This is a genomic window from Streptomyces dengpaensis (assembly GCF_002946835.1).
In the GTDB taxonomy this organism is placed as follows: Bacteria; Actinomycetota; Actinomycetes; order Streptomycetales; family Streptomycetaceae; genus Streptomyces; species Streptomyces dengpaensis.
The window spans coordinates 3,576,059-3,601,470 of the sequence record NZ_CP026652.1 but is presented as its reverse complement, the minus strand read 5'-3'; the positions used below and the strand labels follow the sequence as shown (position 1 = coordinate 3,601,470).

19 protein-coding genes, 1 tRNA gene and 2 pseudogenes are annotated in these 25,412 nt (G+C 67.1%); 17 read left to right on the top strand and 5 right to left on the bottom strand.

What is annotated here, in order from left to right; all coding sequences use genetic code 11:
• Positions 1-129: 129 nt before the first annotated feature.
• Positions 130-1,185, top strand: a complete 1,056-nt coding sequence (locus tag C4B68_RS16380; RefSeq protein WP_099500604.1) for a UDP-N-acetylmuramate dehydrogenase — start codon at positions 130-132, stop codon at positions 1,183-1,185.
• A 43-nt stretch (positions 1,186-1,228) separates the two neighbouring features.
• Here the strand turns inward: C4B68_RS16380 and C4B68_RS16375 are convergent, their stop codons facing one another.
• Positions 1,229-1,861 carry an NAD(P)-dependent oxidoreductase gene (locus C4B68_RS16375; protein WP_099500605.1) on the bottom strand — a complete coding sequence of 211 codons (633 nt, stop codon included), beginning with the start codon at positions 1,859-1,861 and terminating at the stop codon, positions 1,229-1,231.
• Between the two features lie 144 nt (positions 1,862-2,005).
• On the opposite strand from C4B68_RS16375, the gene C4B68_RS16370 reads away from it, so the two are divergent.
• Together C4B68_RS16370 and C4B68_RS16365 are read left to right on the top strand one after the other, a co-directional pair.
• Entirely contained in the window at positions 2,006-2,659 is a 654-nt protein-coding gene (locus tag C4B68_RS16370) for a TetR/AcrR family transcriptional regulator (protein WP_099500606.1), read from the top strand.
• 30 nt (positions 2,660-2,689) lie between these two features.
• The gene (locus tag C4B68_RS16365) at positions 2,690-3,367 is read left to right on the top strand and encodes a hypothetical protein (RefSeq protein WP_099500607.1); all 678 of its coding nucleotides are present in this window, start codon (positions 2,690-2,692) and stop codon (positions 3,365-3,367) included.
• On the opposite strand, the gene C4B68_RS16360 is transcribed toward C4B68_RS16365, so the two are convergent.
• Together C4B68_RS16360 and C4B68_RS16355 are read right to left on the bottom strand one after the other, a co-directional pair.
• Positions 3,348-4,376 carry an adenosine deaminase gene (locus C4B68_RS16360; RefSeq protein ID WP_099500608.1) on the bottom strand — a complete coding sequence of 343 codons (1,029 nt, stop codon included), beginning with the start codon at positions 4,374-4,376 and terminating at the stop codon, positions 3,348-3,350. The two genes, C4B68_RS16365 and C4B68_RS16360, sit on opposite strands and share 20 nt — an antisense overlap.
• 159 nt (positions 4,377-4,535) lie before the next feature.
• The gene (locus tag C4B68_RS16355; protein ID WP_099500609.1) at positions 4,536-5,762 is read right to left on the bottom strand and encodes a pyridoxal phosphate-dependent aminotransferase; all 1,227 of its coding nucleotides are present in this window, start codon (positions 5,760-5,762) and stop codon (positions 4,536-4,538) included.
• A 249-nt stretch (positions 5,763-6,011) separates the two neighbouring features.
• Here C4B68_RS16355 and C4B68_RS16350 point away from each other — a divergent pair.
• The 14 genes from C4B68_RS16350 (at position 6,012) to tuf (ending at position 24,584) form a co-directional block, all read left to right on the top strand.
• A tRNA-Trp gene (locus C4B68_RS16350) sits at positions 6,012-6,084 on the top strand.
• Between the two features lie 108 nt (positions 6,085-6,192).
• Positions 6,193-6,474, top strand: a complete 282-nt coding sequence (gene secE, locus C4B68_RS16345; RefSeq protein ID WP_099500610.1) for a preprotein translocase subunit SecE — start codon at positions 6,193-6,195, stop codon at positions 6,472-6,474.
• Between the two features lie 77 nt (positions 6,475-6,551).
• Positions 6,552-7,412: a transcription termination/antitermination protein NusG gene (gene nusG / locus C4B68_RS16340; RefSeq protein WP_099500611.1), complete on the top strand. Its 861-nt coding sequence runs from the start codon at positions 6,552-6,554 to the stop codon at positions 7,410-7,412.
• A gap of 193 nt (positions 7,413-7,605) precedes the next feature.
• Positions 7,606-8,040, top strand: a complete 435-nt coding sequence (gene rplK / locus C4B68_RS16335; RefSeq protein WP_028805116.1) for a 50S ribosomal protein L11 — start codon at positions 7,606-7,608, stop codon at positions 8,038-8,040.
• A 94-nt stretch (positions 8,041-8,134) separates the two neighbouring features.
• Positions 8,135-8,860, top strand: coding sequence for a 50S ribosomal protein L1 (gene rplA / locus C4B68_RS16330; RefSeq protein ID WP_099500612.1), 726 nt, complete (start codon positions 8,135-8,137; stop codon positions 8,858-8,860).
• 194 nt (positions 8,861-9,054) lie between these two features.
• Entirely contained in the window at positions 9,055-9,975 is a 921-nt protein-coding gene (locus C4B68_RS16325; RefSeq protein WP_099500613.1) for an SCO4651 family lipoprotein, read from the top strand.
• 514 nt (positions 9,976-10,489) lie between these two features.
• Positions 10,490-11,020 (top strand): 50S ribosomal protein L10, encoded by a 531-nt coding sequence (gene rplJ / locus C4B68_RS16320; protein ID WP_099500614.1) that lies wholly within the window; start codon positions 10,490-10,492, stop codon positions 11,018-11,020.
• 111 nt (positions 11,021-11,131) lie between these two features.
• Positions 11,132-11,515: a 50S ribosomal protein L7/L12 gene (gene rplL / locus C4B68_RS16315; protein ID WP_099500615.1), complete on the top strand. Its 384-nt coding sequence runs from the start codon at positions 11,132-11,134 to the stop codon at positions 11,513-11,515.
• A gap of 688 nt (positions 11,516-12,203) precedes the next feature.
• Entirely contained in the window at positions 12,204-15,689 is a 3,486-nt protein-coding gene (gene rpoB, locus C4B68_RS16305) for a DNA-directed RNA polymerase subunit beta (protein ID WP_099500616.1), read from the top strand.
• A gap of 97 nt (positions 15,690-15,786) precedes the next feature.
• Entirely contained in the window at positions 15,787-19,686 is a 3,900-nt protein-coding gene (locus tag C4B68_RS16300; protein ID WP_099500617.1) for a DNA-directed RNA polymerase subunit beta', read from the top strand.
• Between the two features lie 550 nt (positions 19,687-20,236).
• Positions 20,237-20,608 carry a 30S ribosomal protein S12 gene (gene rpsL / locus C4B68_RS16295; protein WP_003948652.1) on the top strand — a complete coding sequence of 124 codons (372 nt, stop codon included), beginning with the start codon at positions 20,237-20,239 and terminating at the stop codon, positions 20,606-20,608.
• Between the two features lie 2 nt (positions 20,609-20,610).
• Positions 20,611-21,081 carry a 30S ribosomal protein S7 gene (gene rpsG, locus C4B68_RS16290; protein ID WP_003992340.1) on the top strand — a complete coding sequence of 157 codons (471 nt, stop codon included), beginning with the start codon at positions 20,611-20,613 and terminating at the stop codon, positions 21,079-21,081.
• A 39-nt stretch (positions 21,082-21,120) separates the two neighbouring features.
• Entirely contained in the window at positions 21,121-23,247 is a 2,127-nt protein-coding gene (fusA, locus tag C4B68_RS16285) for an elongation factor G (RefSeq protein WP_099500618.1), read from the top strand.
• A gap of 143 nt (positions 23,248-23,390) precedes the next feature.
• Positions 23,391-24,584 carry an elongation factor Tu gene (gene tuf, locus C4B68_RS16280; RefSeq protein ID WP_099500619.1) on the top strand — a complete coding sequence of 398 codons (1,194 nt, stop codon included), beginning with the start codon at positions 23,391-23,393 and terminating at the stop codon, positions 24,582-24,584.
• 156 nt (positions 24,585-24,740) lie between these two features.
• On the opposite strand, the pseudogene C4B68_RS16275 reads toward tuf, so the two are convergent.
• Both C4B68_RS16275 and C4B68_RS16270 read right to left on the bottom strand, forming a co-directional pair.
• Positions 24,741-25,052 (bottom strand): annotated as a pseudogene (locus tag C4B68_RS16275) (Uma2 family endonuclease); the annotation flags it as partial.
• Positions 25,046-25,387 (bottom strand): annotated as a pseudogene (locus C4B68_RS16270) (hypothetical protein); the annotation flags it as partial. The pseudogenes C4B68_RS16270 and C4B68_RS16275, both read right to left, overlap by 7 nt.
• Positions 25,388-25,412 lie beyond the last annotated feature (25 nt).

The window sequence follows — 25,412 nt, the reverse complement described above, 5'->3', positions numbered from 1 at the left end:
ATTCAGGTAAGGGGCGCCCGCAATCGCGGGCGCCCCTTACTCGCGTGACGCCCCCGCCCGAGCGGGCGTCCGCGTGCCCCGTGCGCACCGGTGGCCGGGCGGCCCCGCCCCTTCTCGTAGTCTTGGCCCGTGCAGGAACTCCACGACGCCCCGCTCGCCCCGCTGACCACCTTCCGGCTCGGGGGCCCGGCGACCCGGCTGATCACCGCCACCACCGACGCTGAAGTGATCGCCGCCGTGCGCGAGGCCGACGACGCCGGTACGCCACTGCTGATCATCGGCGGCGGATCGAACCTGGTCATCGGCGACAAGGGCTTCGCCGGTACCGCCCTGCGCATCGCGACGCGCGGCTTCGCCCTCGACGGTACGAGGCTGGAGCTGGCGGCGGGCGAGGTGTGGACCGACGCGGTCGCGCGCACCGTCGAGGCCGGGCTCGCCGGTATCGAGTGCCTGGCCGGGATCCCCGGCTCCGCGGGCGCGACACCGATCCAGAATGTGGGCGCGTACGGTCAGGAAGTGTCGTCGACCAGCACCGAGGTGATCGCGTACGACCGAAAGACGCGCGAGACGGTCACGCTGACGAACGCCGAGTGCGCCTTCTCATACCGCCACAGCCGCTTCAAGGCCGACCCGGAGCGCCATGTCGTGCTGCGCGTCCGCTTCGAGCTGGAGGACGCGAACGGGCTGAGCGCGCCGGTCAAGTATGCCGAGACGGCCCGCGCGCTGGGCGTGGAACCGGGCGACCGAGTCCCGCTCGCCGCCGTCCGTGAGACCGTCCTGAAGCTGCGCTCCGGCAAGGGCATGGTGCTCGACCCAGAGGACCACGACACCTGGTCCGCCGGGTCGTTCTTCACCAACCCGATCCTCACGGACGAGGAGTTCGCCGCGTTCCACGCGCGCGTGCGGGATCGGCTCGGCGCCGACGCCGTGCCGCCCGCCTACCCGGCGGGCGACGGCCACACCAAGACCTCCGCCGCCTGGCTGATCGACAAGTCCGGCTTCACCAAGGGCTATGGCACGGGGCCCGCCCGGATCTCCACCAAGCACACGCTGGCGCTCACCAACCGGGGCGCGGCCACCACCGAGGACCTCCTCGTGCTCGCCCGCGAGGTCGTCGCGGGCGTCCGGGCCGCCTTCGGGATCACGCTGGTCAACGAGCCGGTGACGGTCGGCGTCGAGCTGTAGCCCTCCGTAGGGAGGGCTACGGCGGCCGACGCCAGGCAGGTCGCTAGTAGGCGACGCCCACCCCCTGCTTCACCGTCCCCGGGTCGTCGATCATCGCCAGCATCGCGTGCGCCACGTCGGCGCGGCCGATGAAGCGGCCCTTGAGCGGGAAGCCCCCGACGACCGTGCGGTACGAGCCGGTCACGGGCTTGTTCTGCAGCCGGGGCGGGCGGACGACCGTCCAGTCCGTCGCGCTGCGGGCCAGCTCGTCCTCCATCGCCTTCAGGTCGGCGTAGATGTCCTTCAGGAGCCTCGAGACCAGCCCACGCGTGGCGCGGTCGATGGCGGTGTCGCCTTCCGGGGCCGGGCCGACCGGGGCCGCGCTCACCACCAGCAGCCGTCGAGTCCCCTCCGCCTCCATGGCGGCCAGCACCGAACGGGTCAGCCGGGCCGCGACCCCGGCGTCCTTGCGGCCGCGGGCGCCCAGCCCGGACAGCACCGCGTCCCGGCCGGCGACCGCGGGGGGCAGCGCCTCCGGGTCCGTCAGGTCCGCGCGGAACACCTCCAGGCCCGCGCCTGTGACCGTCAGCCGCGCGGGATCCCGTACGACGGCCGTGACCTGGTGGCCCGCTGCCAGGGCCTGCCGGACGATCTCCTGGCCGATGCCACCCGTGGCACCGAAGACGGTGAGTTTCATGACCTGCTCCCCGTGTGGGACGAGATGATGGGCGTCTGAAACAGGTGGGTGAGTACTCACTCACCGCTGCTCTCCCTCTAGAGTGAGTAAGTACTCACCCACCCGTCAAGCCTGGTTGGTCGCGCCATGGAATCCTTGGGCCCCATGCAGCAGAAATCCGCCGGGGAGCCCGCGCCGCAGAAGGCCGCGCAGCAGAAGCCCGCCAGGGTCCGGATCCTCGACGCCGCACGCGAGCTCATGCTCACCGTCGGCCTCGCCCGCGCGACCACCAAGGAGATCGCCAAGGCGGCGGGCTGCTCCGAGGCGGCGCTCTACAAGTACTTCGCGAGCAAGGAAGAGCTGTTCATCCGCGTCCTGGAGGAGCGGCTGCCGAAGCTGGGCCCGCTGCTGGAGAGGCTCATGGCCGAGCCGGGGGAGCACACCGTCGAGGAGAACCTCACGGAGATCGCCCGCCAAGCGGCACTCTTCTATGAGCAGAGTTTTCCGATGGCCGCCTCCTTGTACGCGGAGACGCAGCTCAAGCGCCGCCACGACGAGGCCATGCGGGCCATGGGCGCGGGCCCGCACATTCCCATCATGGGCGTCGCCGCGTATCTGCGGGCCGAACAGCGGGCCGGGCGCATCCACCCGTACGCCGACACCTTCGCGGCCGCGTCACTCCTCCTCGGCGCCTGCGCCCAGCGCGCCTGGGCGTACGACTCCACGGAGGAGGGCACGCCGCCGCCCCTGGACACCTTCGCCCCGGCCCTGGCGCGCACGCTCCTTCGCGGTATTTCGCTTGCCGGTGATCCGGTCTGACGATCACCCTGGGCCCATGAGAGATCCCGAATGCGGCTGAGACTCCGCCAGTTCAGGCCCCGCACCGGCCCGCACGAGCACCGCGTCGTCCAGCCCTGGACCCCGCTGCGCCACACCTCGCTCAGCGACCCCGAGGCCTCGCTCGGCATACTGCTGGGCGACCACGACGGGCTGAACCGGCTCGCGGGACTGTTCTCGTTCGCCGCGTACTCCCGGCACACGATCGTGCATGTGCCCCTGAGGGACGTACGGAAGCCCTACTGGGGCTGCGGCGACCTCGTGGACCTCGTTCTGGTCCACCACTCGGCGGGCCTGCGCCCCAGCAAGTGGCCGGAACTGCGCCGTCGGCTGACGCACAGCACGCCGCTCACCGTCCGTACGGACGAGGCCCGCACCGCGCGCGACGCCGAGGCCTGGCAGCGGCGCCGCCACCGCACGGACACGCGGGACTGGGTGCGGCACACCACTCACGCGAGGACGTTCTTCCTGACCGGCAGCCGTGACGTGTTCGCCTCCGCGGCCATGGCCTTCTCGTACGCGGCGGGCTGGGGGCCACGCCAGAGGGGCGTGGTCAAAGGGAAGCCGGCCTTCATGACCTCCCTCGCGGCCGAGCTGACGGAGGACCTGGACACCTGGCGCACCCCCGAGGTCGTCATCTGTTTCCAGCCGTATCCGCCCTACGCACACTTCAAGCGGCCGGGCCGCTGAGCCAGTCGTCGACCCCGGCCAGCAGTTTCGCGCGTACGTCTTCCGGAGCGGCCGAAGCGCGGACGGACTGCCGCGCCAGCTCGGCCAGTTCCGCGTCCGTGAAGCCGTGGTGGCGGCGCGCGATCTCGTACTGGGCGGCGAGCCGGGAGCCGAAGAGCAGCGGGTCGTCGGCGCCGAGGGCCATCGGGACGCCGGCCTCGAAGAGCGTGCGCAGGGGGACGTCCTCCGGCTTCTCGTAGACCCCCAGGGCGACGTTCGAGGCCGGACAGACCTCGCAGGTCACCCCGCGGTCCGCGAGCCGCTTCAGCAGCCGCGGGTCCTCGGCGGCCCGCACCCCGTGGCCGATCCGCGAGGCGTGCAGGTCGTCCAGGCAGTCGCGGACGGAGGTCGGCCCGGTCAGCTCGCCGCCGTGCGGGGCGGAGAGCAGCCCGCCCTTCCGCGCGATCGAGAAGGCCCGGTCGAAGTCCCGCGCCATACCCCGCCGCTCATCGTTGGAGAGCCCGAAACCGACGATGCCCCGGTCCGCGTACCGCACGGCCAGGCGGGCCAGCGTCCGGGCGTCCAGCGGTTGTTTCACCCGGTTCGCGGCCACCAGGACACGCATCCCGAGCCCGGTCTCGCGCATGGCCGATTCCACCGCGTCCAGGATGATCTCCAGCGCCGGAGTGAGCCCGCCCAGGCGCGGCGCGTACGACGTCGGGTCGACCTGGATCTCCAGCCACCCGGAGCCGTCCTTCAGGTCCTCCTCGGCGGCCTCGCGCACCAGGCGCCGGATGTCCTCGGGCTCTCTCAGACAGGAGCGCGCCGCGTCGTACAGCCGCTGGAAGCGGAACCAGCCGCGCTCATCGGTCGCCCGCAGCTTCGGCGGCTCCCCGCTGGTCAGCGCTTCGGGCAGCCGCACGCCGTACTTGTCGGCCAGCTCCAGGAGGGTGGTCGGCCGCATCGAACCGGTGAAGTGCAGGTGCAGATGGGCCTTCGGCAGTTCAGAGACATCACGTACGCGCTCCATTCTGGGATCTTGCCGTACGGAGACGTCGTGCCGGTAGCGCATTCCCTGATAGGGGCCTTGCCCGAACGAACAAACGGGGCACCCGCACACAGCAGGTGCCCCGCACGCACGCGTGGAGCGCGCAAACGAAAACGACGCTCCCAGGGACGTACGAAAACGTCAGTCCGTCGCCTCGGCCAGCAGCTTCTGGATCCGGCTGACGCCCTCGACGAGGTCCTCGTCACCGAGTGCGTACGACAGACGCAGATAGCCCGGCGTGCCGAAGGCCTCGCCCGGGACGACCGCGACCTCGGCCTCCTCCAGGATGAGCGCGGCCAGCTCGACCGTGTTCTGGGCGCGCTTGCCGCGGATCTCCTTGCCGATGAGGGCCTTGACCGAGGGGTACGCGTAGAAGGCGCCCTCGGGCTCCGGGCAGAACACGCCGTCGATCTCGTTCAGCATGCGCACGATGGTCTTGCGGCGACGGTCGAAGGCCTCGCGCATCTTGGCGACGGCCTCCAGGTCGCCCGAGACGGCGGCGAGCGCGGCGACCTGGGCCACGTTCGAGACGTTCGAGGTGGCGTGCGACTGGAGGTTGGTCGCGGCCTTGATCACGTCCTTCGGGCCGATGACCCAGCCCACACGCCAGCCGGTCATGGCGTACGTCTTGGCCACACCGTTGACGACGATGCACTTGTCGCGCAGCTCGGGCACGACGACGGGCAGCGAGTGGAACTCGGCGTCCCCGTAGACCAGGTGTTCGTAGATCTCGTCGGTCAGGACCCACAGGCCCTTCTCGGCGGCCCAGCGGCCGATCTCCTCGATCTGCTCGCGGGTGTAGACCGCGCCCGTCGGGTTGGAGGGGGAGACGAAGAGCAGCACCTTGGTGTTCTCGGTGCGGGCGGCCTCCAGCTGCTCGACCGAGACGCGGTAGCCGGTCGACTCGTCCGCGACGACTTCCACGGGGACACCGTCGGCGAGACGGATCGACTCCGGGTACGTCGTCCAGTACGGCGCCGGGACGATGACCTCGTCGCCCGGGTCGAGGATCGCGGCGAAGGCCTCGTAGATGGCCTGCTTGCCGCCGTTGGTGACCAGGACCTCGGCGGCCTCCACCTCGTAGCCGGAGTCGCGCAGGGTCTTCGCGGCGATCGCGGCCTTCAGTTCGGGCAGGCCGCCTGCCGGCGTGTAGCGGTGGTACTTCGGGTTCTTGCACGCCTCAATGGCGGCCTCGACGATGTAGTCCGGGGTCGGGAAGTCGGGCTCGCCGGCGCCGAAGCCGATCACCGGACGCCCGGCGGCCTTGAGGGCCTTGGCCTTGGCGTCCACGGCGAGGGTGGCGGACTCGGAGATCGCGCCGACTCGGGCGGAGACCCGGCGCTCGGTGGGAGGGGTTGCAGCGCTCATGGGACCCATCGTTTCAGACCGGAAACTCCCCCGGCACGCGGGTTTCACGGACTGAACATCTGCAGAACATCCGTCCGGATCCGGACGGCTCACCAGTCGATCTTCGGCCCGCCAAAGCCCGTACGGACACTTTCTGTTCGACGCCTGGGCCCGGACCACGTACACTCACACCTCGTTGGCCTTCACCGGCCGCGCTCACCCGGTGCACACCGAGCACTCGGGGGAATGCGGTACGTTGGGGGAAATCAAAGGGTCGTAGCTCAATTGGTAGAGCACTGGTCTCCAAAACCAGCGGTTGGGGGTTCAAGTCCCTCCGGCCCTGCTACACACTCCTTCGCCAGGGATGTGTGCGCATGTACGTACTGCAATGCACCGCCGTGCGGCTCAGCCGGGCGCGGCACGGCCATGACCCGGAATCAGGTGAGGACGAGTGACGGACGCCGTGGGCTCCATCGACATGCCTGATGCCGAGGTGCCCGAGTCCAAGAAGAGGACCCGCAAGGGCGGCAAGCGCGCCAAGAAGGGCCCGCTGAAGCGCCTTGCCAACTTCTACCGCCAGGTCATCGCGGAGCTCCGCAAGGTTGTCTGGCCGACTCGCAATCAGCTGACGACGTACACCACAGTGGTGATTGTGTTCGTCGTCGTCATGATCGCCCTGGTGACCGTGATTGACTATGGGCTCAACCACGCCGCCAAGTACGTCTTCGGCTGAGCCGAGAGCGAAGGGCGCCGTCACCGGCGCCCCATTTCGCATGTTCCACCCCATGTATCCAGGAAGAAGCAGCCACCGTGTCTGACCCGAACCTGAACGATGCCATCGAGTCGGTCGAGTCCGTTGACGACGAGCTCGACATCGTCGAGGGCGCGGACGTCGAGGACGAGGTCGAGGCTGCCGACGCCGTCGCCGGCGGGCCCGCCGAAGAAGTGGCCCTGCACGTCGAGGACGAGTCCGGCGAGGGCGTCGCCGAGGAGGATCTCGCGGCCGAGGCCGAGGAAGCCGTCGAGGCGGAGGCCGAGGAAGAGGCCGAGCCCGTCGACCCCGTCACCGCCCTGCGCGAGGAGCTGCGCACCCTCCCCGGCGAGTGGTACGTCATCCACACCTACGCCGGTTACGAGAACCGCGTGAAGACCAACCTCGAGCAGCGCGCCGTCTCGCTGAACGTCGAGGACTACATCTTCCAGGCCGAGGTGCCGCAGGAAGAGGTCGTCCAGATCAAGAACGGCGACCGCAAGACGATCAAGCAGAACAAGCTCCCGGGCTACGTCCTGGTCCGCATGGACCTGACGAACGAGTCCTGGGGCGTCGTCCGCAACACCCCCGGCGTTACCGGCTTCGTGGGCAACGCCTACGACCCGTACCCGCTGACCCTGGACGAGATCGTCAAGATGCTCGCCCCGGAGGCCGAGGAGAAGGCCGCCCGCGAGGCCGCCGAGGCCGAGGGCAAGCCCGCCCCGCAGCGCAAGGTCGAGGTCCAGGTGCTGGACTTCGAGGTCGGCGACTCGGTCACCGTCACCGACGGCCCGTTCGCCACGCTGCAGGCCACCATCAACGAGATCAACGCCGACTCGAAGAAGGTCAAGGGCCTCGTCGAGATCTTCGGCCGCGAGACCCCGGTCGAGCTCTCCTTCGACCAGATCCAGAAGAACTAGCAGCTTCTGGACGTACGTCTTCCGAACAGGTCAGACGGGCTCTCGTGGCCGGTCTGACCTGCTCGGTTTTTGGCCGCGCATAGATACCCGTTATCGTTGTGCGGTATGCCTCCATCCGGATCATTGGCTCGGATGAAGGCAGCCGTCCGGGGCGACTCGGACGTAGGAAGGCGAAAACGAAAGAGGACCCGGAATGCCTCCCAAGAAGAAGAAGGTCACGGGGCTTATCAAGCTCCAGATCCAGGCCGGTGCCGCCAACCCGGCTCCGCCGGTCGGCCCGGCGCTGGGCCAGCACGGCGTCAACATCATGGAGTTCTGCAAGGCCTACAACGCCGCGACCGAATCGCAGCGCGGTTGGGTCATCCCGGTGGAGATCACGGTCTACGAGGACCGCTCCTTCACCTTCATCACCAAGACGCCGCCGGCCGCGAAGATGATCCTCAAGGCCGCGGGTGTCGAGAAGGGCTCCGGCGAGCCGCACAAGACCAAGGTCGCCAAGATCACCGAGGCGCAGGTCCGCGAGATCGCCACCACGAAGATGCCCGACCTGAACGCCAACGACCTGGACGCCGCCGCGAAGATCATCGCCGGCACCGCCCGTTCCATGGGCATCACGGTCGAGGGCTGAACCCCACCTTCGTAGAACCCATGCGGCTTCGGCCGCACGTGGCGGGGCCTGCTCGGCCCGTACCACGACTCCTCAGAACACAACAGGAGCAGTAGTGAGCAAGCGCAGCAAGTCTCTCCGCGCTGCGGACGCCAAGGTCGACCGGGAGAAGCTCTACGCCCCGCTCGAGGCCGTCCGTCTCGCCAAGGAGACCTCCACGACCAAGTTCGACGGCACCGTCGAGGTCGCCTTCCGCCTGGGTGTCGACCCGCGCAAGGCCGACCAGATGGTCCGTGGCACCGTGAACCTCCCGCACGGCACCGGTAAGACCGCCCGGGTCCTGGTCTTCGCGACCGGTGACCGTGCCGAGGCCGCGCGTGCCGCGGGCGCCGACATCGTCGGCGCCGACGAGCTGATCGACGAGGTGGCGAAGGGCCGTCTGGACTTCGACGCCGTCGTCGCCACCCCGGACCTCATGGGCAAGGTCGGCCGCCTCGGCCGTGTCCTCGGCCCCCGTGGTCTGATGCCGAACCCGAAGACGGGCACCGTGACCCCGGACGTGGCCAAGGCCGTGACCGAGATCAAGGGCGGCAAGATCGAGTTCCGCGTCGACAAGCACTCGAACCTGCACTTCATCATCGGCAAGGCGTCCTTCGACGACACCAAGCTGGTGGAGAACTACGGCGCCGCGCTGGACGAGATCCTTCGTCTGAAGCCGTCGGCCGCCAAGGGCCGCTACATCAAGAAGGCCGCGATCAGCACCACGATCGGCCCCGGCATTCCGGTCGACCCGAACCGCACCCGCAACCTCCTCGTCGAGGAGGACCCGGCCGCCGTCTGAGCCACCCGCTCACCCCGGTGACCGCGTCGCGCACGCGTTTTTGACACGGGCCCCGCAACCTTTCGAGGTGCGGGGCCCGTCCCCTTGTACGGGATGTGTCTTGTACGGGATGTGTCCGGAATCAAATCCGGATACGTGTGTCAGTGGGCTGCGCTAGCGTGCAGAGCACTGGATTCGCATAGGGGTGGGGACGAATGAAGAGCACGACCGTGCGCCGCTTGACCCTCTCGATCGCGCTGGCGACGGCGCTGACGGGCGGGGCCGCCTGTAGCTCCTCGGGCAGCAACTCCGGGGGCTCCGACAAGGACGACAAGGCCGCGCACAAGGGCACGACGCGCGTCAGCCCCATAGCCGCCCTGCGCTCGGCCGAGAAGTCCACCGACAACGCCGACTCCGCCAAGGTCGAGTCGACGACGACGATGGGCACGATGATGTCCATGACGGCGGACGGCGCTTTGGGCTGGGGAGACGGCCTCACGGGCACCATGACGATCACGTACACCGGCGGCACGATGGCCGACACGATGCGTCAGACGGGCAGCACGTCCATGGAGGCCCGCTATCTGCCCGACGCCTACTACGCGAAGATGAGCGACACGTTCGCCGAGCAGTCGGGCGGTAAGCACTGGATCAAGTACGCGTACGACGACCTGGCGAAGTTCGGCGGCGGCTCGGGCGCGTATCTGAAGGACCAGATGCAGAACACCACGCCGAACCAGTCGGTGAAGCTCCTGCTAGCCTCCGGTGACGTGCGGAAGGTCGGCGAGGAGACGGTGCGCGGCGAGAAGACCACGCACTACTCGGGCACCGTGGACGTCGCGGACCTGGCGACCAAGACCTCCAACCTCTCCGCGAGCCAGCTGGCCGATCTGAAGAAGCAGCTCACGGCGGCCGGCGTCAGCACCGAGAAGATCGACATATGGGTCAACGGCGATGACCTGCTGGTCAAGAAGGTCGAGAAGGGCGAGCTGTCGACCGGCACGATGTCCTCGACGGCGTACTACAGCGACTACGGGGTGAAGATCTCCGCCACGGAGCCCCCGGCGAGCGACACCGCCGACTTCAAGGACCTGCTGCAGTCGCGGGGCGGCGGCACGGGCGGCGCCACCTCCTGAGCTCAGCCGGACAGGCTGAGTCCGTACCTGACCCCGGGCCCGCCCCGGGGTCACCACGTGCCTGCCCGGCGGCCGATGACGGGCCCTCTCCGCGGCCGATGACGGGCCCTCTCCGCGGCCCACGCCGGGCCCTCTCCGCGGCCCACGCCCGGGCCCGCACCGCGGTCCGCGACGGGCCTGGACCTGGGTCCGCGACGGGCCTGGACCTGGGTCCATGACGGGCCCGCACCTGGGCCCACGGCGGATTTGCTTGACAGTGCCCCATTCCCTTACTGTTCTCCAGAAGCCAAAGACCGCTGGTCGTTGCCTTGCGCTCGCAAGAGGGCATGGCGGCCGAAGGATCCGCTGAAACTGCGGACGACCCGCGTAGGTGACTGTGGATGTGCTCCCGGAGTTCGCTTGCTCAGCTTGTGAACGTACCGGTCGAGCTACGCCCCGTGCGCCTGCGCCGGGGCGTTTTGTTTTGCCGGCCCTTCCGAGCGGTCCTCATCACCCGGAAGGAGGCCGACGCTCTATGGCAAGGCCCGACAAGGCTGCCGCGGTAGCCGAGCTCGCGGACCAGTTCCGCAGCTCGAACGCCGCCGTGCTGACCGAGTACCGGGGTCTCACCGTGGCGCAGCTCAAGACGCTGCGTCGTTCGCTCGGTGAAGACGCCCAGTACGCCGTGGTGAAGAACACGCTGACCAAGATTGCGGCCAACGAGGCCGGGATCTCCACGCTCGACGACCTGTTCAACGGTCCGACGGCGGTCGCCTTCATCACCGGTGACCCGGTGGTGTCGGCGAAGGGTCTTCGTGACTTCGCCAAGGACAACCCGAACCTCGTCATCAAGGGCGGTGTCCTTGACGGCAAGGCACTGTCCGCCGACGAGATCAAGAAGCTTGCGGACCTCGAGTCCCGCGAGGTTCTGCTCGCCAAGCTGGCGGGCGCCATGAAGGGCAAGCAGTCGCAGGCTGCCGCGCTCTTCCAGGCGCTTCCCTCGAAGTTCGTCCGCACCGCGGAGGCGCTTCGTGCCAAGCAGGCCGAGCAGGGCGGTGCCGAGTAACTCGGCTCGCGCATTGACCGCCGCCTGAGGCGACGGTCGCAGCGGGCCGAACGTACGCCCGCCTCACATGTACATCCGGCACCAGCCGAATTAGTGGAAGGATCGCCCATCATGGCGAAGCTCAGCCAGGAAGACCTGCTCGCGCAGTTCGAGGAGATGACCCTCATCGAGCTCTCCGAGTTCGTGAAGGCCTTCGAGGAGAAGTTCGACGTCACCGCTGCCGCCCCGGCCGCCGTCGTCGCCGCCGGTGCCCCCGGTGCCCCCGCCGAGGCCGTCGAGGAGAAGGACGAGTTCGACGTCATCCTCACCGGCGCCGGCGACAAGAAGATCCAGGTCATCAAGGTCGTGCGTGAGCTGACCTCCCTGGGTCTGAAGGAGGCCAAGGACCTCGTCGACGGCACCCCGAAGCCGGTCCTCGAGAAGGTCAACAAGGAGGCCGCCGAGAAGGCCGCCGAGTCCCTCAAGGGCGCCGGCGCGTCCGTCGAGGTCAAGTAAGACCTCACGGTCCCTCCGGACCGTTCTCGCGAGCTGTCACAGCCGCTCTGGCTGGCGCCGCAACGCTGATGCCGCGGAGTGCTGTAACGCTGACGCACTGAAGAGCGATCACCCAACCGGGTGGTCGCTCTTCGGCGTTCCAGAGGGTCGGCGCAGCGGCTGTGTTGATCTGTCGGTCGCGGCGAGTATGGTGATCTTGGTTGTGCCTCCGGCCACCTCGTGACGGGCTGTGTGACGGTTTGCGAGACAGGGTGCGGGACGGGCCGCAAGACCGGCCGTGGGTGACGATCGCGGCACTTGCTAGGGGCATGGGGGCCTTGACGAACTGCACGCAGCGCGCAATTCTCAGGACGCGTCGTCACAACGATCCGGATCCGAGGCATGGATCGACGGCGAAGAGGGCAGTATCGATGTGCATCGAGGGCGTGGCTTGCCGCAGGTATTGAGAACAACGAGGGTCTCAGATAACCGGGACTGGACATCAGTGGGCCGAGTGGCTACACTGTCCCTTTGCGCTGCCTGTTAGCTGCCTCCTGCCCGTCACCAGGGGCATGCCCGTGCTTGAGCACCGACGATTGAATCGTCCCTGACCTGGCCTTCTTCGGCTGATTCGGGAACGACCTGTCTCTGTGTCCGACATGGGACCGGTACGCGCGTAGTGAGTCCGAGCCCTCGGAAGGACCCCCTCTTGGCCGCCTCGCGCACTGCCTCGACCGCGAATACGAACAACGGCGCCAGCACCGCCCCGCTGCGCATCTCCTTTGCAAAGATCAAGGAGCCCCTCGAGGTTCCGAACCTTCTTGCGCTGCAAACCGAGAGCTTCGACTGGCTGCTCGGCAACGACGCGTGGAAGGCTCGTGTCGAGGCGGCTCTGGACAGCGGACAGGACGTCCCCACCAAGTCCGGTCTGGAAGAGATCTTCGAGGAGATCTCCCCGATCGAGGACTTCAGCGGGTCGATGTCCCTGACGTTCCGCGACCACCGCTTCGAGCCCCCGAAGAACTCCATCGACGAGTGCAAGGAGCGCGACTTCACATACGCGGCCCCGCTCTTCGTCACCGCCGAGTTCACCAACAACGAGACCGGCGAGATCAAGTCCCAGACGGTCTTCATGGGCGACTTCCCGCTCATGACCAACAAGGGCACCTTCGTCATCAACGGCACCGAGCGTGTCGTGGTGTCGCAGCTCGTCCGCTCGCCGGGTGTCTACTTCGACTCCTCCATCGACAAGACGTCCGACAAGGACATCTTCTCCGCGAAGGTCATCCCGTCCCGGGGTGCCTGGCTGGAGATGGAGATCGACAAGCGCGACATGGTCGGTGTCCGCATCGACCGCAAGCGCAAGCAGTCCGTCACCGTTCTCCTGAAGGCTCTCGGCTGGACGACCGAGCAGATCCTCGAGGAGTTCGGCGAGTACGAGTCGATGCGCGCCACCCTGGAGAAGGACCACACCCAGGGCCAGGACGACGCGCTGCTCGACATCTACCGCAAGCTGCGTCCGGGCGAGCCCCCGACCCGCGAGGCCGCGCAGACGCTGCTCGAGAACCTGTACTTCAACCCGAAGCGCTACGACCTCGCCAAGGTCGGCCGCTACAAGGTCAACAAGAAGCTGGGCGGCGACGCCCCGCTCGACGCCGGGATCCTGACCGTCGAGGACATCATTTCGACGATCAAGTACCTGGTGAAGCTGCACGCCGGTGAGACCGAGACCGTTGGCGACAACGGCAGCACGATCGTCGTCGAGACCGACGACATCGACCACTTCGGCAACCGTCGTCTGCGCAACGTCGGCGAGCTCATCCAGAACCAGGTCCGTACCGGTCTGGCTCGTATGGAGCGCGTCGTCCGCGAGCGCATGACCACGCAGGACGTCGAGGCGATCACGCCGCAGACCCTGATCAACATCCGGCCGGTCGTCGCCTCCATCAAGGAGTTCTTCGGCACCAGCCAGCTGTCGCAGTTCATGGACCAGAACAACCCGCTGTCGGGTCTCACCCACAAGCGCCGTCTGTCGGCTCTTGGCCCGGGTGGTCTCTCCCGTGAGCGGGCCGGCTTCGAGGTCCGTGACGTGCACCCGTCGCACTACGGCCGCATGTGCCCGATCGAGACCCCTGAAGGCCCGAACATCGGTCTGATCGGCTCGCTCGCCTCGTACGGCCGGGTCAACGCGTTCGGCTTCGTCGAGACGCCGTACCGCAAGGTCGTCGACGGCGTCGTCACCGACGAGGTCGACTACCTCACGGCGGACGAGGAGGACCGGTTCGTCATCGCGCAGGCCAACGCGCCGCTGACGAACGAGCTCCGCTTCGAGGAGTCCCGTGTTCTGGTTCGCCGCCGTGGCGGCGAGGTCGACTACGTCCCCGGTGAGGACGTCGACTACATGGACGTCTCGCCGCGCCAGATGGTGTCGGTCGCGACCGCCATGATCCCGTTCCTCGAGCACGACGACGCCAACCGTGCCCTCATGGGCGCGAACATGATGCGCCAGGCCGTGCCGCTGATTAAGTCCGAGGCGCCGCTCGTCGGTACCGGCATGGAGTACCGCTGCGCCGTCGACGCCGGTGACGTACTCAAGTCGGAGAAGGACGGTGTGGTCCAGGAGGTCTCCGCGGACTACATCACCACCGCCAACGACGACGGCACGTACACCACGTACCGCCTCGCGAAGTTCTCCCGCTCGAACCAGGGCACCTCCGTCAACCAGAAGGTTGTCGTGGACGAGGGCGCCCGGGTCGTCGCCGGTCAGGTTCTGGCCGACGGCCCGGCGACCGAGAACGGCGAGATGGCGCTCGGCAAGAACCTGCTCGTGGCGTTCATGCCGTGGGAGGGTCACAACTACGAGGACGCGATCATCCTGTCGCAGCGCCTCGTGCAGGACGACGTCCTCTCCTCGATCCACATCGAGGAGCACGAGGTCGACGCCCGTGACACCAAGCTCGGCCCCGAGGAGATCACCCGGGACATCCCGAACGTCTCCGAGGAGGTCCTCGCCGACCTCGACGAGCGCGGCATCATCCGCATCGGTGCCGAGGTCATCGCCGGCGACATCCTCGTCGGCAAGGTGACCCCGAAGGGTGAGACCGAGCTGACGCCGGAGGAGCGCCTGCTGCGCGCGATCTTCGGTGAGAAGGCCCGTGAGGTCCGTGACACCTCGCTGAAGGTGCCGCACGGCGAGACCGGTAAGATCATCGGTGTGCGCGTCTTCGACCGCGAGGAGGGCGACGAGCTTCCCCCCGGTGTGAACCAGCTGGTGCGCGTGTACGTGGCGCAGAAGCGCAAGATCACCGACGGTGACAAGCTCGCCGGCCGTCACGGCAACAAGGGCGTCATCTCCAAGATCCTGCCGATCGAGGACATGCCGTTCCTGGAGGACGGCACCCCGGTCGACATCATCCTCAACCCGCTGGGTGTCCCGTCCCGAATGAACCCGGGACAGGTCCTGGAGATCCACCTCGGCTGGCTCGCCAGCCGCGGCTGGGACGTCTCCGGTCTCGCCGACGAGTGGGCCCAGCGCCTCCAGGCGATCGGCGCCGACCAGGTCGATCCCCGTACGAACGTCGCGACCCCGGTCTTCGACGGTGCGCGCGAGGACGAGCTCGCCGGTCTGCTCCAGCACACCATCCCGAACCGCGACGGCGAGCGCATGGTGCTCCCGACCGGTAAGGCGAGGCTGTTCGACGGCCGCTCCGGCGAGCCGTTCCCGGAGCCGATCTCGGTCGGCTACATGTACATCCTGAAGCTCCACCACCTGGTCGACGACAAGCTGCACGCCCGCTCGACCGGTCCGTACTCGATGATCACCCAGCAGCCGCTGGGTGGTAAGGCCCAGTTCGGTGGCCAGCGCTTCGGTGAGATGGAGGTGTGGGCGCTGGAGGCTTATGGCGCCGCGTACGCCCTCCAGGAGCTGCTGACCATCAAGTCCGACGACGTCACCGGCCGCGTGAAGGTCTACGAGGCCATCGTCAAGGGCGAGAACATCCCCGAGCCCGGCATCCCCGAGTCCTTCAAGGTACTCATCAAGGAGATGCAGTCTCTCTGCCTGAACGTGGAGGTGCTGTCCAGCGACGGTATGTCCATCGAAATGCGTGACACCGACGAGGACGTCTTCCGCGCGGCGGAGGAGCTCGGCATCGACCTGTCCCGGCGCGAGCCGAGCAGCGTCGAAGAGGTCTGACGGGAGTCCGGCCGGAGGCCCACCAGGTTTCCGGCCGGCCCCAGGACCCCCGTATCAGACCCCTAAGACTTACGACCCTGAGAGGGATTGACGCATAGTGCTCGACGTCAACTTCTTCGACGAGCTCCGGATCGGCCTGGCCACCGCTGACGACATCCGTCAGTGGAGCCACGGCGAGGTCAAGAAGCCCGAGACCATCAACTACCGCACCCTCAAGCCCGAAAAGGACGGACTCTTCTGCGAGAAGATCTTCGGTCCGACCCGGGACTGGGAGTGCTACTGCGGTAAGTACAAGCGTGTCCGCTTCAAGGGCATCATCTGCGAGCGCTGCGGCGTCGAGGTCACTCGCGCCAAGGTGCGCCGTGAGCGGATGGGCCACATTGAGCTGGCCGCTCCCGTCACCCACATCTGGTACTTCAAGGGCGTTCCGTCGCGGCTGGGCTACCTGCTCGACCTCGCCCCGAAGGACCTGGAGAAGGTCATCTACTTCGCGGCGTACATGATCACGTACGTCGACGAGGAGCGCCGCACTCGCGACCTGCCCTCGCTGGAGGCCCACGTCTCCGTCGAGCGCCAGCAGATCGAGAACCGCCGCGACGCCGACCTCGAAGCCCGCGCCAAGAAGCTCGAGACCGACCTGGCCGAGCTCGAGGCCGAGGGTGCCAAGGCCGACGTGCGCCGCAAGGTGCGCGAGGGTGCCGAGCGTGAGATGAAGCAGCTGCGTGACCGTGCGCAGCGCGAGATCGACCGTCTCGACGAGGTGTGGACCCGCTTCAAGAACCTGAAGGTCCAGGACCTCGAGGGTGACGAGCTGCTCTACCGCGAGCTGCGTGACCGCTTCGGCACGTACTTCGACGGTTCGATGGGTGCCGCGGCGCTGCAGAAGCGCCTGGAGTCCTTCGACCTGGAGGAGGAGGCCGAGCGCCTCCGCGAGATCATCCGCACCGGCAAGGGTCAGAAGAAGACCCGTGCGCTGAAGCGGCTGAAGGTTGTGTCCGCGTTCCTGCAGACCTCCAACAGCCCCAAGGGCATGGTCCTCGACTGCGTCCCGGTCATCCCGCCGGACCTGCGTCCGATGGTGCAGCTGGACGGTGGCCGCTTCGCGACCTCCGACCTGAACGACCTGTACCGCCGTGTGATCAACCGCAACAACCGTCTGAAGCGACTTCTTGACCTCGGCGCGCCCGAGATCATCGTGAACAACGAGAAGCGCATGCTTCAGGAGGCCGTCGACGCGCTCTTCGACAACGGCCGTCGTGGTCGCCCGGTCACGGGCCCCGGCAACCGTCCGCTGAAGTCCCTCAGCGACATGCTGAAGGGTAAGCAGGGCCGCTTCCGTCAGAACCTGCTCGGTAAGCGTGTGGACTACTCCGCGCGTTCCGTGATCGTCGTCGGTCCGCAGCTGAAGCTGCACCAGTGCGGTCTGCCCAAGGCCATGGCGCTGGAGCTCTTCAAGCCGTTCGTGATGAAGCGCCTGGTCGACCTGAACCACGCGCAGAACATCAAGAGCGCCAAGCGGATGGTCGAGCGCGGCCGCACGGTCGTGTACGACGTCCTGGAAGAGGTCATCGCGGAGCACCCGGTTCTGCTGAACCGTGCGCCCACGCTGCACCGCCTCGGTATCCAGGCCTTCGAGCCGCAGCTGGTCGAGGGCAAGGCCATCCAGATCCACCCGCTCGTCTGCACCGCGTTCAACGCGGACTTCGACGGTGACCAGATGGCCGTGCACCTGCCGCTGTCCGCGGAGGCGCAGGCCGAGGCCCGCATCCTGATGCTGTCCTCGAACAACATCCTCAAGCCGGCCGATGGCCGCCCGGTCACGATGCCGACCCAGGACATGGTCCTCGGTCTGTTCTTCCTGACCACGGACGGCGAGATGCGGAACGTGAAGGGCGAGGACCGCTCCTTCGCGTCCGTGGCCGAGGCGATCATGGCGTTCGACGCCGGCGAGCTCTCGCTGCAGTCGCGCGTGGACATCCGCTTCCCGGTGGGCACCATCCCGCCGCGCGGCTGGACCCCGCCGGCGCAGGAGGAGGGCGAGCCGGAGTGGCAGCAGGGTGACAGCTTCCGGCTGAAGACCACGCTGGGCCGCGCGCTCTTCAACGAGCTGCTGCCCGAGGACTACCCGTTCGTCGACTACGAGGTCGGCAAGAAGCAGCTCTCCGAGATCGTCAACGACCTCGCCGAGCGCTACCCGAAGGTCATCGTGGCGGCGACGCTCGACAACCTGAAGGCGGCGGGCTTCTACTGGGCGACCCGTTCCGGCGTCACCGTGGCCATCTCCGACGTCGTCGTTCCCGAGGCGAAGAAGGAGATCGTCAAGGGCTACGAGGCGCAGGACGAGAAGGTCCAGAAGCAGTACGAGCGCGGTCTGATCACCAAGGACGAGCGCACGCAGGAGCTCATCGCGATCTGGACCAAGGCGACCAACGAGGTTGCCGAGGCGATGAACGACAACTTCCCGAAGACCAACCCGATCTTCATGATGGTGAACTCGGGTGCACGAGGCAACATGATGCAGATGCGTCAGATCGCCGGTATGCGTGGTCTTGTGTCGAACGCCAAGAACGAGACGATCCCGCGTCCGATTAAGGCCTCCTTCCGTGAGGGCCTGTCGGTGCTGGAGTACTTCATCTCGACTCACGGTGCTCGTAAGGGTCTGGCGGACACCGCTCTGCGTACCGCCGACTCGGGTTACCTCACCCGTCGTCTGGTCGACGTCTCCCAGGACGTCATCATTCGCGAGGAGGACTGCGGCACCGACCGTGGTCTCAAGCTGGCCATCGCCGAGCGCGGCGCGGACGGCGTCCTGCGCAAGGCGGACAACGTCGAGACCAGCGTGTACGCACGTGCGCTGGCCGAGGACATCACCGTCGACGGCAAGGTGCTGGCCCCGGCCAACACCGACCTCGGCGACGTCCTCATCGACGAGCTGGTCAAGCACGGCATCGAGGAGGTCAAGACCCGCTCGGTCCTGACCTGCGAGTCCGCCGTCGGCACCTGCGCCATGTGCTACGGCCGTTCGCTGGCCACCGGCAAGCTGGTCGACATCGGTGAGGCGGTCGGCATCATCGCCGCCCAGTCCATCGGTGAGCCCGGTACCCAGCTGACGATGCGTACCTTCCACACCGGTGGTGTGGCCGGTGACGACATCACCCAGGGTCTGCCGCGTGTCGTCGAGCTCTTCGAGGCCCGTACCCCGAAGGGTGTCGCCCCGATCTCCGAGGCCAACGGCCGCGTGCGGATCGAGGAGACCGAGAAGACCAAGAAGCTCGTCGTCACCCCGGACGACGGCAGCGACGAGACGGCATTCCCGATCTCGAAGCGTGCCCGTCTGCTGGTGGGCGAGGGCGACCATGTCGAGGTGGGCCAGAAGCTCACCGTGGGTGCCACCAACCCGCACGACGTGCTGCGCATCCTCGGCCAGCGGGCCGTCCAGGTCCACCTGGTCGGCGAGGTCCAGAAGGTCTACAACTCGCAGGGTGTGTCGATCCACGACAAGCACATCGAGATCATCATCCGGCAGATGCTGCGCCGTGTGACGATCATCGAGTCGGGCGACGCGGAGCTGCTGCCCGGCGAGCTGGTCGAGCGCTCGAAGTTCGAGACCGAGAACCGTCGTGTGGTCCAGGAAGGCGGCCACCCGGCCTCCGGCCGTCCGCAGCTGATGGGTATCACCAAGGCCTCGCTGGCGACCGAGTCGTGGCTGTCGGCGGCGTCCTTCCAGGAGACGACCAGGGTCCTCACGGACGCGGCGATCAACGCCAAGTCCGACTCCCTGATCGGCCTCAAGGAGAACGTCATCATCGGTAAGCTCATCCCGGCCGGTACGGGCCTGAACCGTTACCGCAACATCCGGGTCGAGCCGACCGAGGAGGCCAAGGCCGCGATGTACTCGGCCGTCGGCTACGACGACATCGACTACTCGCCATTCGGCACGGGCTCCGGCCAGGCCGTTCCGCTGGAGGACTACGACTACGGTCCGTACAACCAGTAAGCGAGTCGCTTGAGTTGAAGGGCGGTCACCCTCTTGGGGGTGACCGCCCTTCGGCGTTCCGCTCCCGCCAGGGCTGCGCTCGCGCCCAGGCCCATGGCTGTCTTGACGCTCGCTCACGGCGCCTGCGCGGGCCTCTGGCGACTCCGTCCAGGCGCCTTGCCGGGCAGAGGCCGCGGTGTCGTACCGGGGCTGGCGGCCCAGCCGCCCGGAGGGCTCCATCGCGAAAGGATCAAGAGGACATTGGGCTGATCCGGTGCCATCTGCGGCGCTCGAGGGCCCGAAGGGACATCTCGTGAAAGCCCGGCGTGTCGGGCCCCACGGCATTTGTTTTGACCGAAGTCCGTGAGGTAGGTACGCTCAGACCTTGTGCCTGGGGTGTGCCCTGGCTCCCGTGCGTGCCTTCAACCGCAAGGGGGGCCATAACCGGCCACCGTAATCTGCGCCCTTTTCGCCTCGCGGCGGGAGTCTGCAGCTTCGACACACCCGACCGCGTGGGTCGGCGACGTTCCAGGTTAGCTTCACCATTCGGCACACAGAAACCGGAGAAGTAGTGCCTACGATCCAGCAGCTGGTCCGTAAGGGCCGGCAGGACAAGGTCGAGAAGAACAAGACGCCCGCACTCGAGGGTTCCCCTCAGCGCCGCGGCGTCTGCACGCGTGTGTTCACGACCACCCCGAAGAAGCCGAACTCGGCCCTGCGTAAGGTCGCGCGTGTGCGTCTGACCAGCGGGATCGAGGTCACCGCTTACATTCCGGGTGAGGGACACAACCTGCAGGAGCACTCCATCGTGCTCGTGCGTGGTGGCCGTGTGAAGGACCTGCCGGGTGTTCGCTACAAGATCATCCGCGGTTCCCTTGACACCCAGGGTGTGAAGAACCGCAAGCAGGCCCGCAGCCGCTACGGCGCCAAGAAGGAGAAGTAAGAATGCCTCGTAAGGGCCCCGCCCCGAAGCGCCCGGTCATCATCGACCCGGTCTACGGTTCTCCTCTTGTCACGTCCCTCATCAACAAGGTGCTGCTGAACGGCAAGCGCTCCACCGCCGAGCGCATCGTCTACGGCGCCATGGAGGGCCTGCGTGAGAAGACGGGCAACGACCCGATCATCACGCTGAAGCGCGCTCTGGAGAACATCAAGCCGACCCTCGAGGTCAAGTCCCGCCGTGTCGGTGGTGCGACGTACCAGGTTCCGATCGAGGTCAAGCCCGGTCGTGCCAACACGCTCGCGCTGCGCTGGCTGGTCGGTTACTCCCGCGCCCGTCGCGAGAAGACCATGACCGAGCGTCTGCTCAACGAGCTCCTCGACGCCAGCAACGGCCTCGGTGCCGCTGTGAAGAAGCGCGAGGACACGCACAAGATGGCCGAGTCCAACAAGGCCTTCGCGCACTACCGCTGGTAGTCGCAGACCCCATCGAGACCGAGAGAAGACTGAAGCCTTATGGCTACCACTTCGCTTGACCTGGCCAGGGTCCGCAACATCGGGATCATGGCCCACATCGACGCGGGCAAGACGACCACCACCGAGCGGATCCTGTTCTACACCGGCGTTTCGTACAAGATCGGTGAAGTCCACGACGGCGCTGCCACCATGGACTGGATGGAGCAGGAGCAGGAGCGTGGCATCACGATCACCTCTGCTGCCACCACCTGTCACTGGCCGCTCGAGGACAACGACTACACCATCAACATCATCGACACCCCCGGGCACGTCGACTTCACCGTCGAGGTGGAGCGCTCCCTGCGCGTGCTCGACGGTGCAGTGACGGTGTTCGACGGTGTCGCCGGTGTCGAGCCGCAGTCCGAGACGGTGTGGCGTCAGGCCGACCGTTACGGCGTGCCGCGTATCTGCTTCGTGAACAAGCTGGACCGTACGGGCGCCGAGTTCCACCGCTGCGTGGACATGATCTCGGACCGCCTGGGCGCCCAGCCGCTCGTCATGCAGCTTCCGATCGGTGCCGAGGCCGACTTCAAAGGCGTTGTGGACCTGGTCCGCATGAAGGCGCTCGTGTGGTCCGCCGAGGCGGCGAAGGGCGAGATGTACGACGTCGTCGACATCCCGGCCACGCACACCGAGGCCGCCGACGAGTGGCGCGGCAAGCTGATCGAGGCCGTCGCGGAGAACGACGAAGAGATCATGGAGCTGTACCTCGAGGGCCAGGAGCCCACCGAGGAGCAGCTGTACGCCGCGATCCGTCGCATCACCATCGCGTCCGGCAAGTCCAGCGACACCACGGTCACCCCGGTGTTCTGCGGCACCGCGTTCAAGAACAAGGGCGTTCAGCCCCTGCTCGACGCGGTCGTGCGCTACCTCCCCACGCCGCTCGACGTCGAGGCCATCGAGGGCCACGCCGTCAACGACGCCGAGGAGATCGTCAAGCGCAAGCCGTCCGACGAGGAGCCGCTCTCCGCCCTCGCGTTCAAGATCATGAGCGACCCGCACCTCGGCAAGCTCACCTTCGTCCGGGTCTACTCGGGCCGCCTGGAGTCCGGCACCGCCGTGCTGAACTCCGTCAAGGGCAAGAAGGAGCGCATCGGCAAGATCTACCGCATGCACGCCAACAAGCGTGAGGAGATCGAGTCGGTGGGCGCCGGCGACATCGTCGCCGTCATGGGCCTGAAGCAGACCACCACCGGTGAGACGCTGTCCGACGACAAGAACCCGGTGATCCTGGAGTCCATGGACTTCCCGGCGCCGGTCATTCAGGTCGCCATCGAGCCCAAGTCCAAGGGTGACCAGGAGAAGCTGGGTGTCGCCATCCAGCGTCTCGCGGAGGAGGACCCCTCCTTCCAGGTTCACTCGGACGAGGAGACCGGCCAGACCATCATCGGTGGTATGGGCGAGCTGCACCTCGAGGTGCTGGTCGACCGTATGCGCCGTGAGTTCAAGGTCGAGGCCAACGTCGGCAAGCCGCAGGTCGCGTACCGCGAGACGATCCGCAAGGCCGTCGAGCGCGTGGACTACACCCACAAGAAGCAGACCGGTGGTACCGGTCAGTTCGCCAAGGTGCAGATCGCGATCGAGCCCATCGAGGGCGGCGACGCCTCGTACGAGTTCGTGAACAAGGTGACCGGTGGCCGTATCCCGAAGGAGTACATCCCTTCGGTGGACGCCGGTGCGCAGGAGGCCATGCAGTTCGGCATCCTCGCCGGCTACGAGATGACGGGCGTCCGCGTCACGCTTCTCGACGGTGCCTACCACGAGGTCGACTCCTCCGAGCTCGCCTTCAAGATCGCCGGTTCGCAGGCCTTCAAGGAGGCCGCGCGCAAGGCCAGCCCTGTGCTGCTCGAGCCGATGATGGCCGTTGAGGTCACCACGCCCGAGGATTACATGGGTGAGGTCATCGGCGACATCAACTCCCGCCGTGGCCAGATCCAGGCCATGGAGGAGCGGGCCGGTGCCCGCGTCGTGAAGGGCCTCGTGCCCCTCTCGGAGATGTTCGGCTACGTCGGAGACCTCCGCAGCAAGACGTCGGGTCGCGCAAGCTACTCGATGCAGTTCGACTCCTACGCCGAGGTTCCGCGGAACGTCGCCGAGGAGATCATCGCGAAGGCCAAGGGCGAGTAACGCACCCCGTTTACACGCTTTAGGCTTGACACCGACCGCCGGGGTCGGACCTCACGGAAAAACCCCGGCGGGCGGCACCCCAGCAAAGATCACCTGGCGCCGATGAGTAAGGCGTACCAGAACCACTCCACAGGAGGACCCCAGTGGCGAAGGCGAAGTTCGAGCGGACTAAGCCGCACGTCAACATCGGCACCATCGGTCACATTGACCACGGTAAGACGACCCTCACGGCCGCCATTACCAAGGTGCTGCACGACGCGTTCCCGGACCTGAACGAGGCCTCGGCCTTCGACCAGATCGACAAGGCGCCCGAGGAGCGCCAGCGCGGTATCACCATCTCCATCGCGCACGTCGAGTACCAGACCGAGTCGCGTCACTACGCCCACGTCGACTGCCCCGGTCACGCGGACTACATCAAGAACATGATCACGGGTGCGGCGCAGATGGACGGCGCCATCCTCGTGGTCGCCGCCACGGACGGCCCGATGCCGCAGACCAAGGAGCACGTGCTCCTGGCCCGCCAGGTCGGCGTTCCGTACATCGTTGTCGCCCTGAACAAGGCCGACATGGTGGACGACGAGGAGATCCTGGAGCTCGTCGAGCTCGAGGTTCGTGAGCTCCTCTCCGAGTACGAGTTCCCGGGCGACGACGTTCCGGTCGTCAAGGTCTCGGCGCTCAAGGCGCTCGAGGGCGACAAGGAGTGGGGCCAGTCGGTCCTGGACCTGATGGCCGCCGTCGACACCGCGATCCCGGAGCCGGAGCGCGACGTCGACAAGCCGTTCCTCATGCCGATCGAGGACGTCTTCACGATCACCGGTCGCGGTACGGTCGTCACCGGCCGTATCGAGCGTGGTGTCCTCAAGGTCAACGAGACCGTCGACATCATCGGTATCAAGACCGAGAAGACCACCACCACGGTCACCGGCATCGAGATGTTCCGCAAGCTGCTCGACGAGGGCCAGGCCGGTGAGAACGTCGGCCTGCTCCTCCGTGGCATCAAGCGCGAGGACGTCGAGCGCGGCCAGGTCATCATCAAGCCGGGCTCGGTCACCCCGCACACCGAGTTCGAGGCCCAGGCCTACATCCTGTCCAAGGACGAGGGTGGCCGCCACACGCCGTTCTTCAACAACTACCGTCCGCAGTTCTACTTCCGTACGACTGACGTGACCGGTGTTGTGACCCTTCCCGAGGGCACGGAGATGGTCATGCCGGGCGACAACACGGAGATGAAGGTCGAGCTCATCCAGCCCATCGCCATGGAGGAGGGCCTCAAGTTCGCCATCCGTGAGGGTGGCCGGACCGTGGGCGCCGGCCAGGTCACCAAGATCAACAAGTAAGTCTTGTTGGCTTGATTGCCTGGTAGCTCCATAGAGCTACAGAAGGGGCCCGTACGACTTCGGTCGTACGGGCCCCTTTGCCTTTCCCGGGGTACCGGGCGATTCGCCGTTCTGGGGCTACCAGGCGATCGGCAGGGCCACCGGGCCGCGGATCATCGTGCGCGGGTCGAAGATCACGTACAGCGGGATGCCCAGCAGCGGGTAGTCCCGTACTTTGCTCACCCAGTCGTTGTCCGGATTGGAGCGGGACACGACTTCGACGGCCGCGATGAGCGTGCGCGGGTCGAAGGAGCCGTCGCCTTCCATGTCGGCCTCGGCGATCACCATTACGTCGGGGCGGCGCATGATGCCCTCAGGTACGTCCTCCACATCAGGGGTTCCTGTGTGGGCCACGAGGTCATCCGGCATGACCTTCTCCAGGCGTCTCCGGAGGCGCGGGCGTACTCCCACTTCCAGCTCACGCGGACCGCCCGCATGGCTTCGTCCAGGACGGCGCTCAACTCCCGCAGGGCTGCCCCTGCAATAGCCGGGTCTTCGTGCTCCAGGTTGCCCTTCGCGTCGGTGTAGCGGGCGGACAGATCAGGGCGGCGGGCGATTTCGATCTCTCTGGCCCAGATCAGGACCCAGCCCTGCACAGGACTCAGGGACTGCCACTCGACCGCCTTGGCGAAGGCTTCGTCCTTCTCGGCCTGCATCTCCTCCAAGCGACTGGGGGCGACGACGGCGAGCGCCGCGCGCAGGGCATCAGGCGTCTTCTCGGGGCGGGGAATCAGCTCGTGGCCGTGGTCGGACCGTGTGCGCATGGTGTCCTCCATGGGTGCCCCGATC

What these genes read in the sequence shown, in the direction of transcription:
- C4B68_RS16325 (WP_099500613.1), top strand. Translation starts at nt 9,055, where the DNA reads ATGAAGAGCACGACCGTGCGCCGCTTGACCCTCTCGATCGCGCTGGCG.
- rpsG (WP_003992340.1), top strand. Translation starts at nt 20,611, where the DNA reads ATGCCTCGTAAGGGCCCCGCCCCGAAGCGCCCGGTCATCATCGACCCG.
- rplL (WP_099500615.1), top strand. Translation starts at nt 11,132, where the DNA reads ATGGCGAAGCTCAGCCAGGAAGACCTGCTCGCGCAGTTCGAGGAGATG.
- C4B68_RS16360 (WP_099500608.1), bottom strand. Translation starts at nt 4,376, where the DNA reads ATGGAGCGCGTACGTGATGTCTCTGAACTGCCGAAGGCCCATCTGCAC.
- C4B68_RS16365 (WP_099500607.1), top strand. Translation starts at nt 2,690, where the DNA reads ATGCGGCTGAGACTCCGCCAGTTCAGGCCCCGCACCGGCCCGCACGAG.
- rplK (WP_028805116.1), top strand. Translation starts at nt 7,606, where the DNA reads ATGCCTCCCAAGAAGAAGAAGGTCACGGGGCTTATCAAGCTCCAGATC.
- fusA (WP_099500618.1), top strand. Translation starts at nt 21,121, where the DNA reads ATGGCTACCACTTCGCTTGACCTGGCCAGGGTCCGCAACATCGGGATC.
- rplJ (WP_099500614.1), top strand. Translation starts at nt 10,490, where the DNA reads ATGGCAAGGCCCGACAAGGCTGCCGCGGTAGCCGAGCTCGCGGACCAG.
- C4B68_RS16370 (WP_099500606.1), top strand. Translation starts at nt 2,006, where the DNA reads ATGCAGCAGAAATCCGCCGGGGAGCCCGCGCCGCAGAAGGCCGCGCAG.
- C4B68_RS16375 (WP_099500605.1), bottom strand. Translation starts at nt 1,861, where the DNA reads ATGAAACTCACCGTCTTCGGTGCCACGGGTGGCATCGGCCAGGAGATC.
- C4B68_RS16355 (WP_099500609.1), bottom strand. Translation starts at nt 5,762, where the DNA reads ATGAGCGCTGCAACCCCTCCCACCGAGCGCCGGGTCTCCGCCCGAGTC.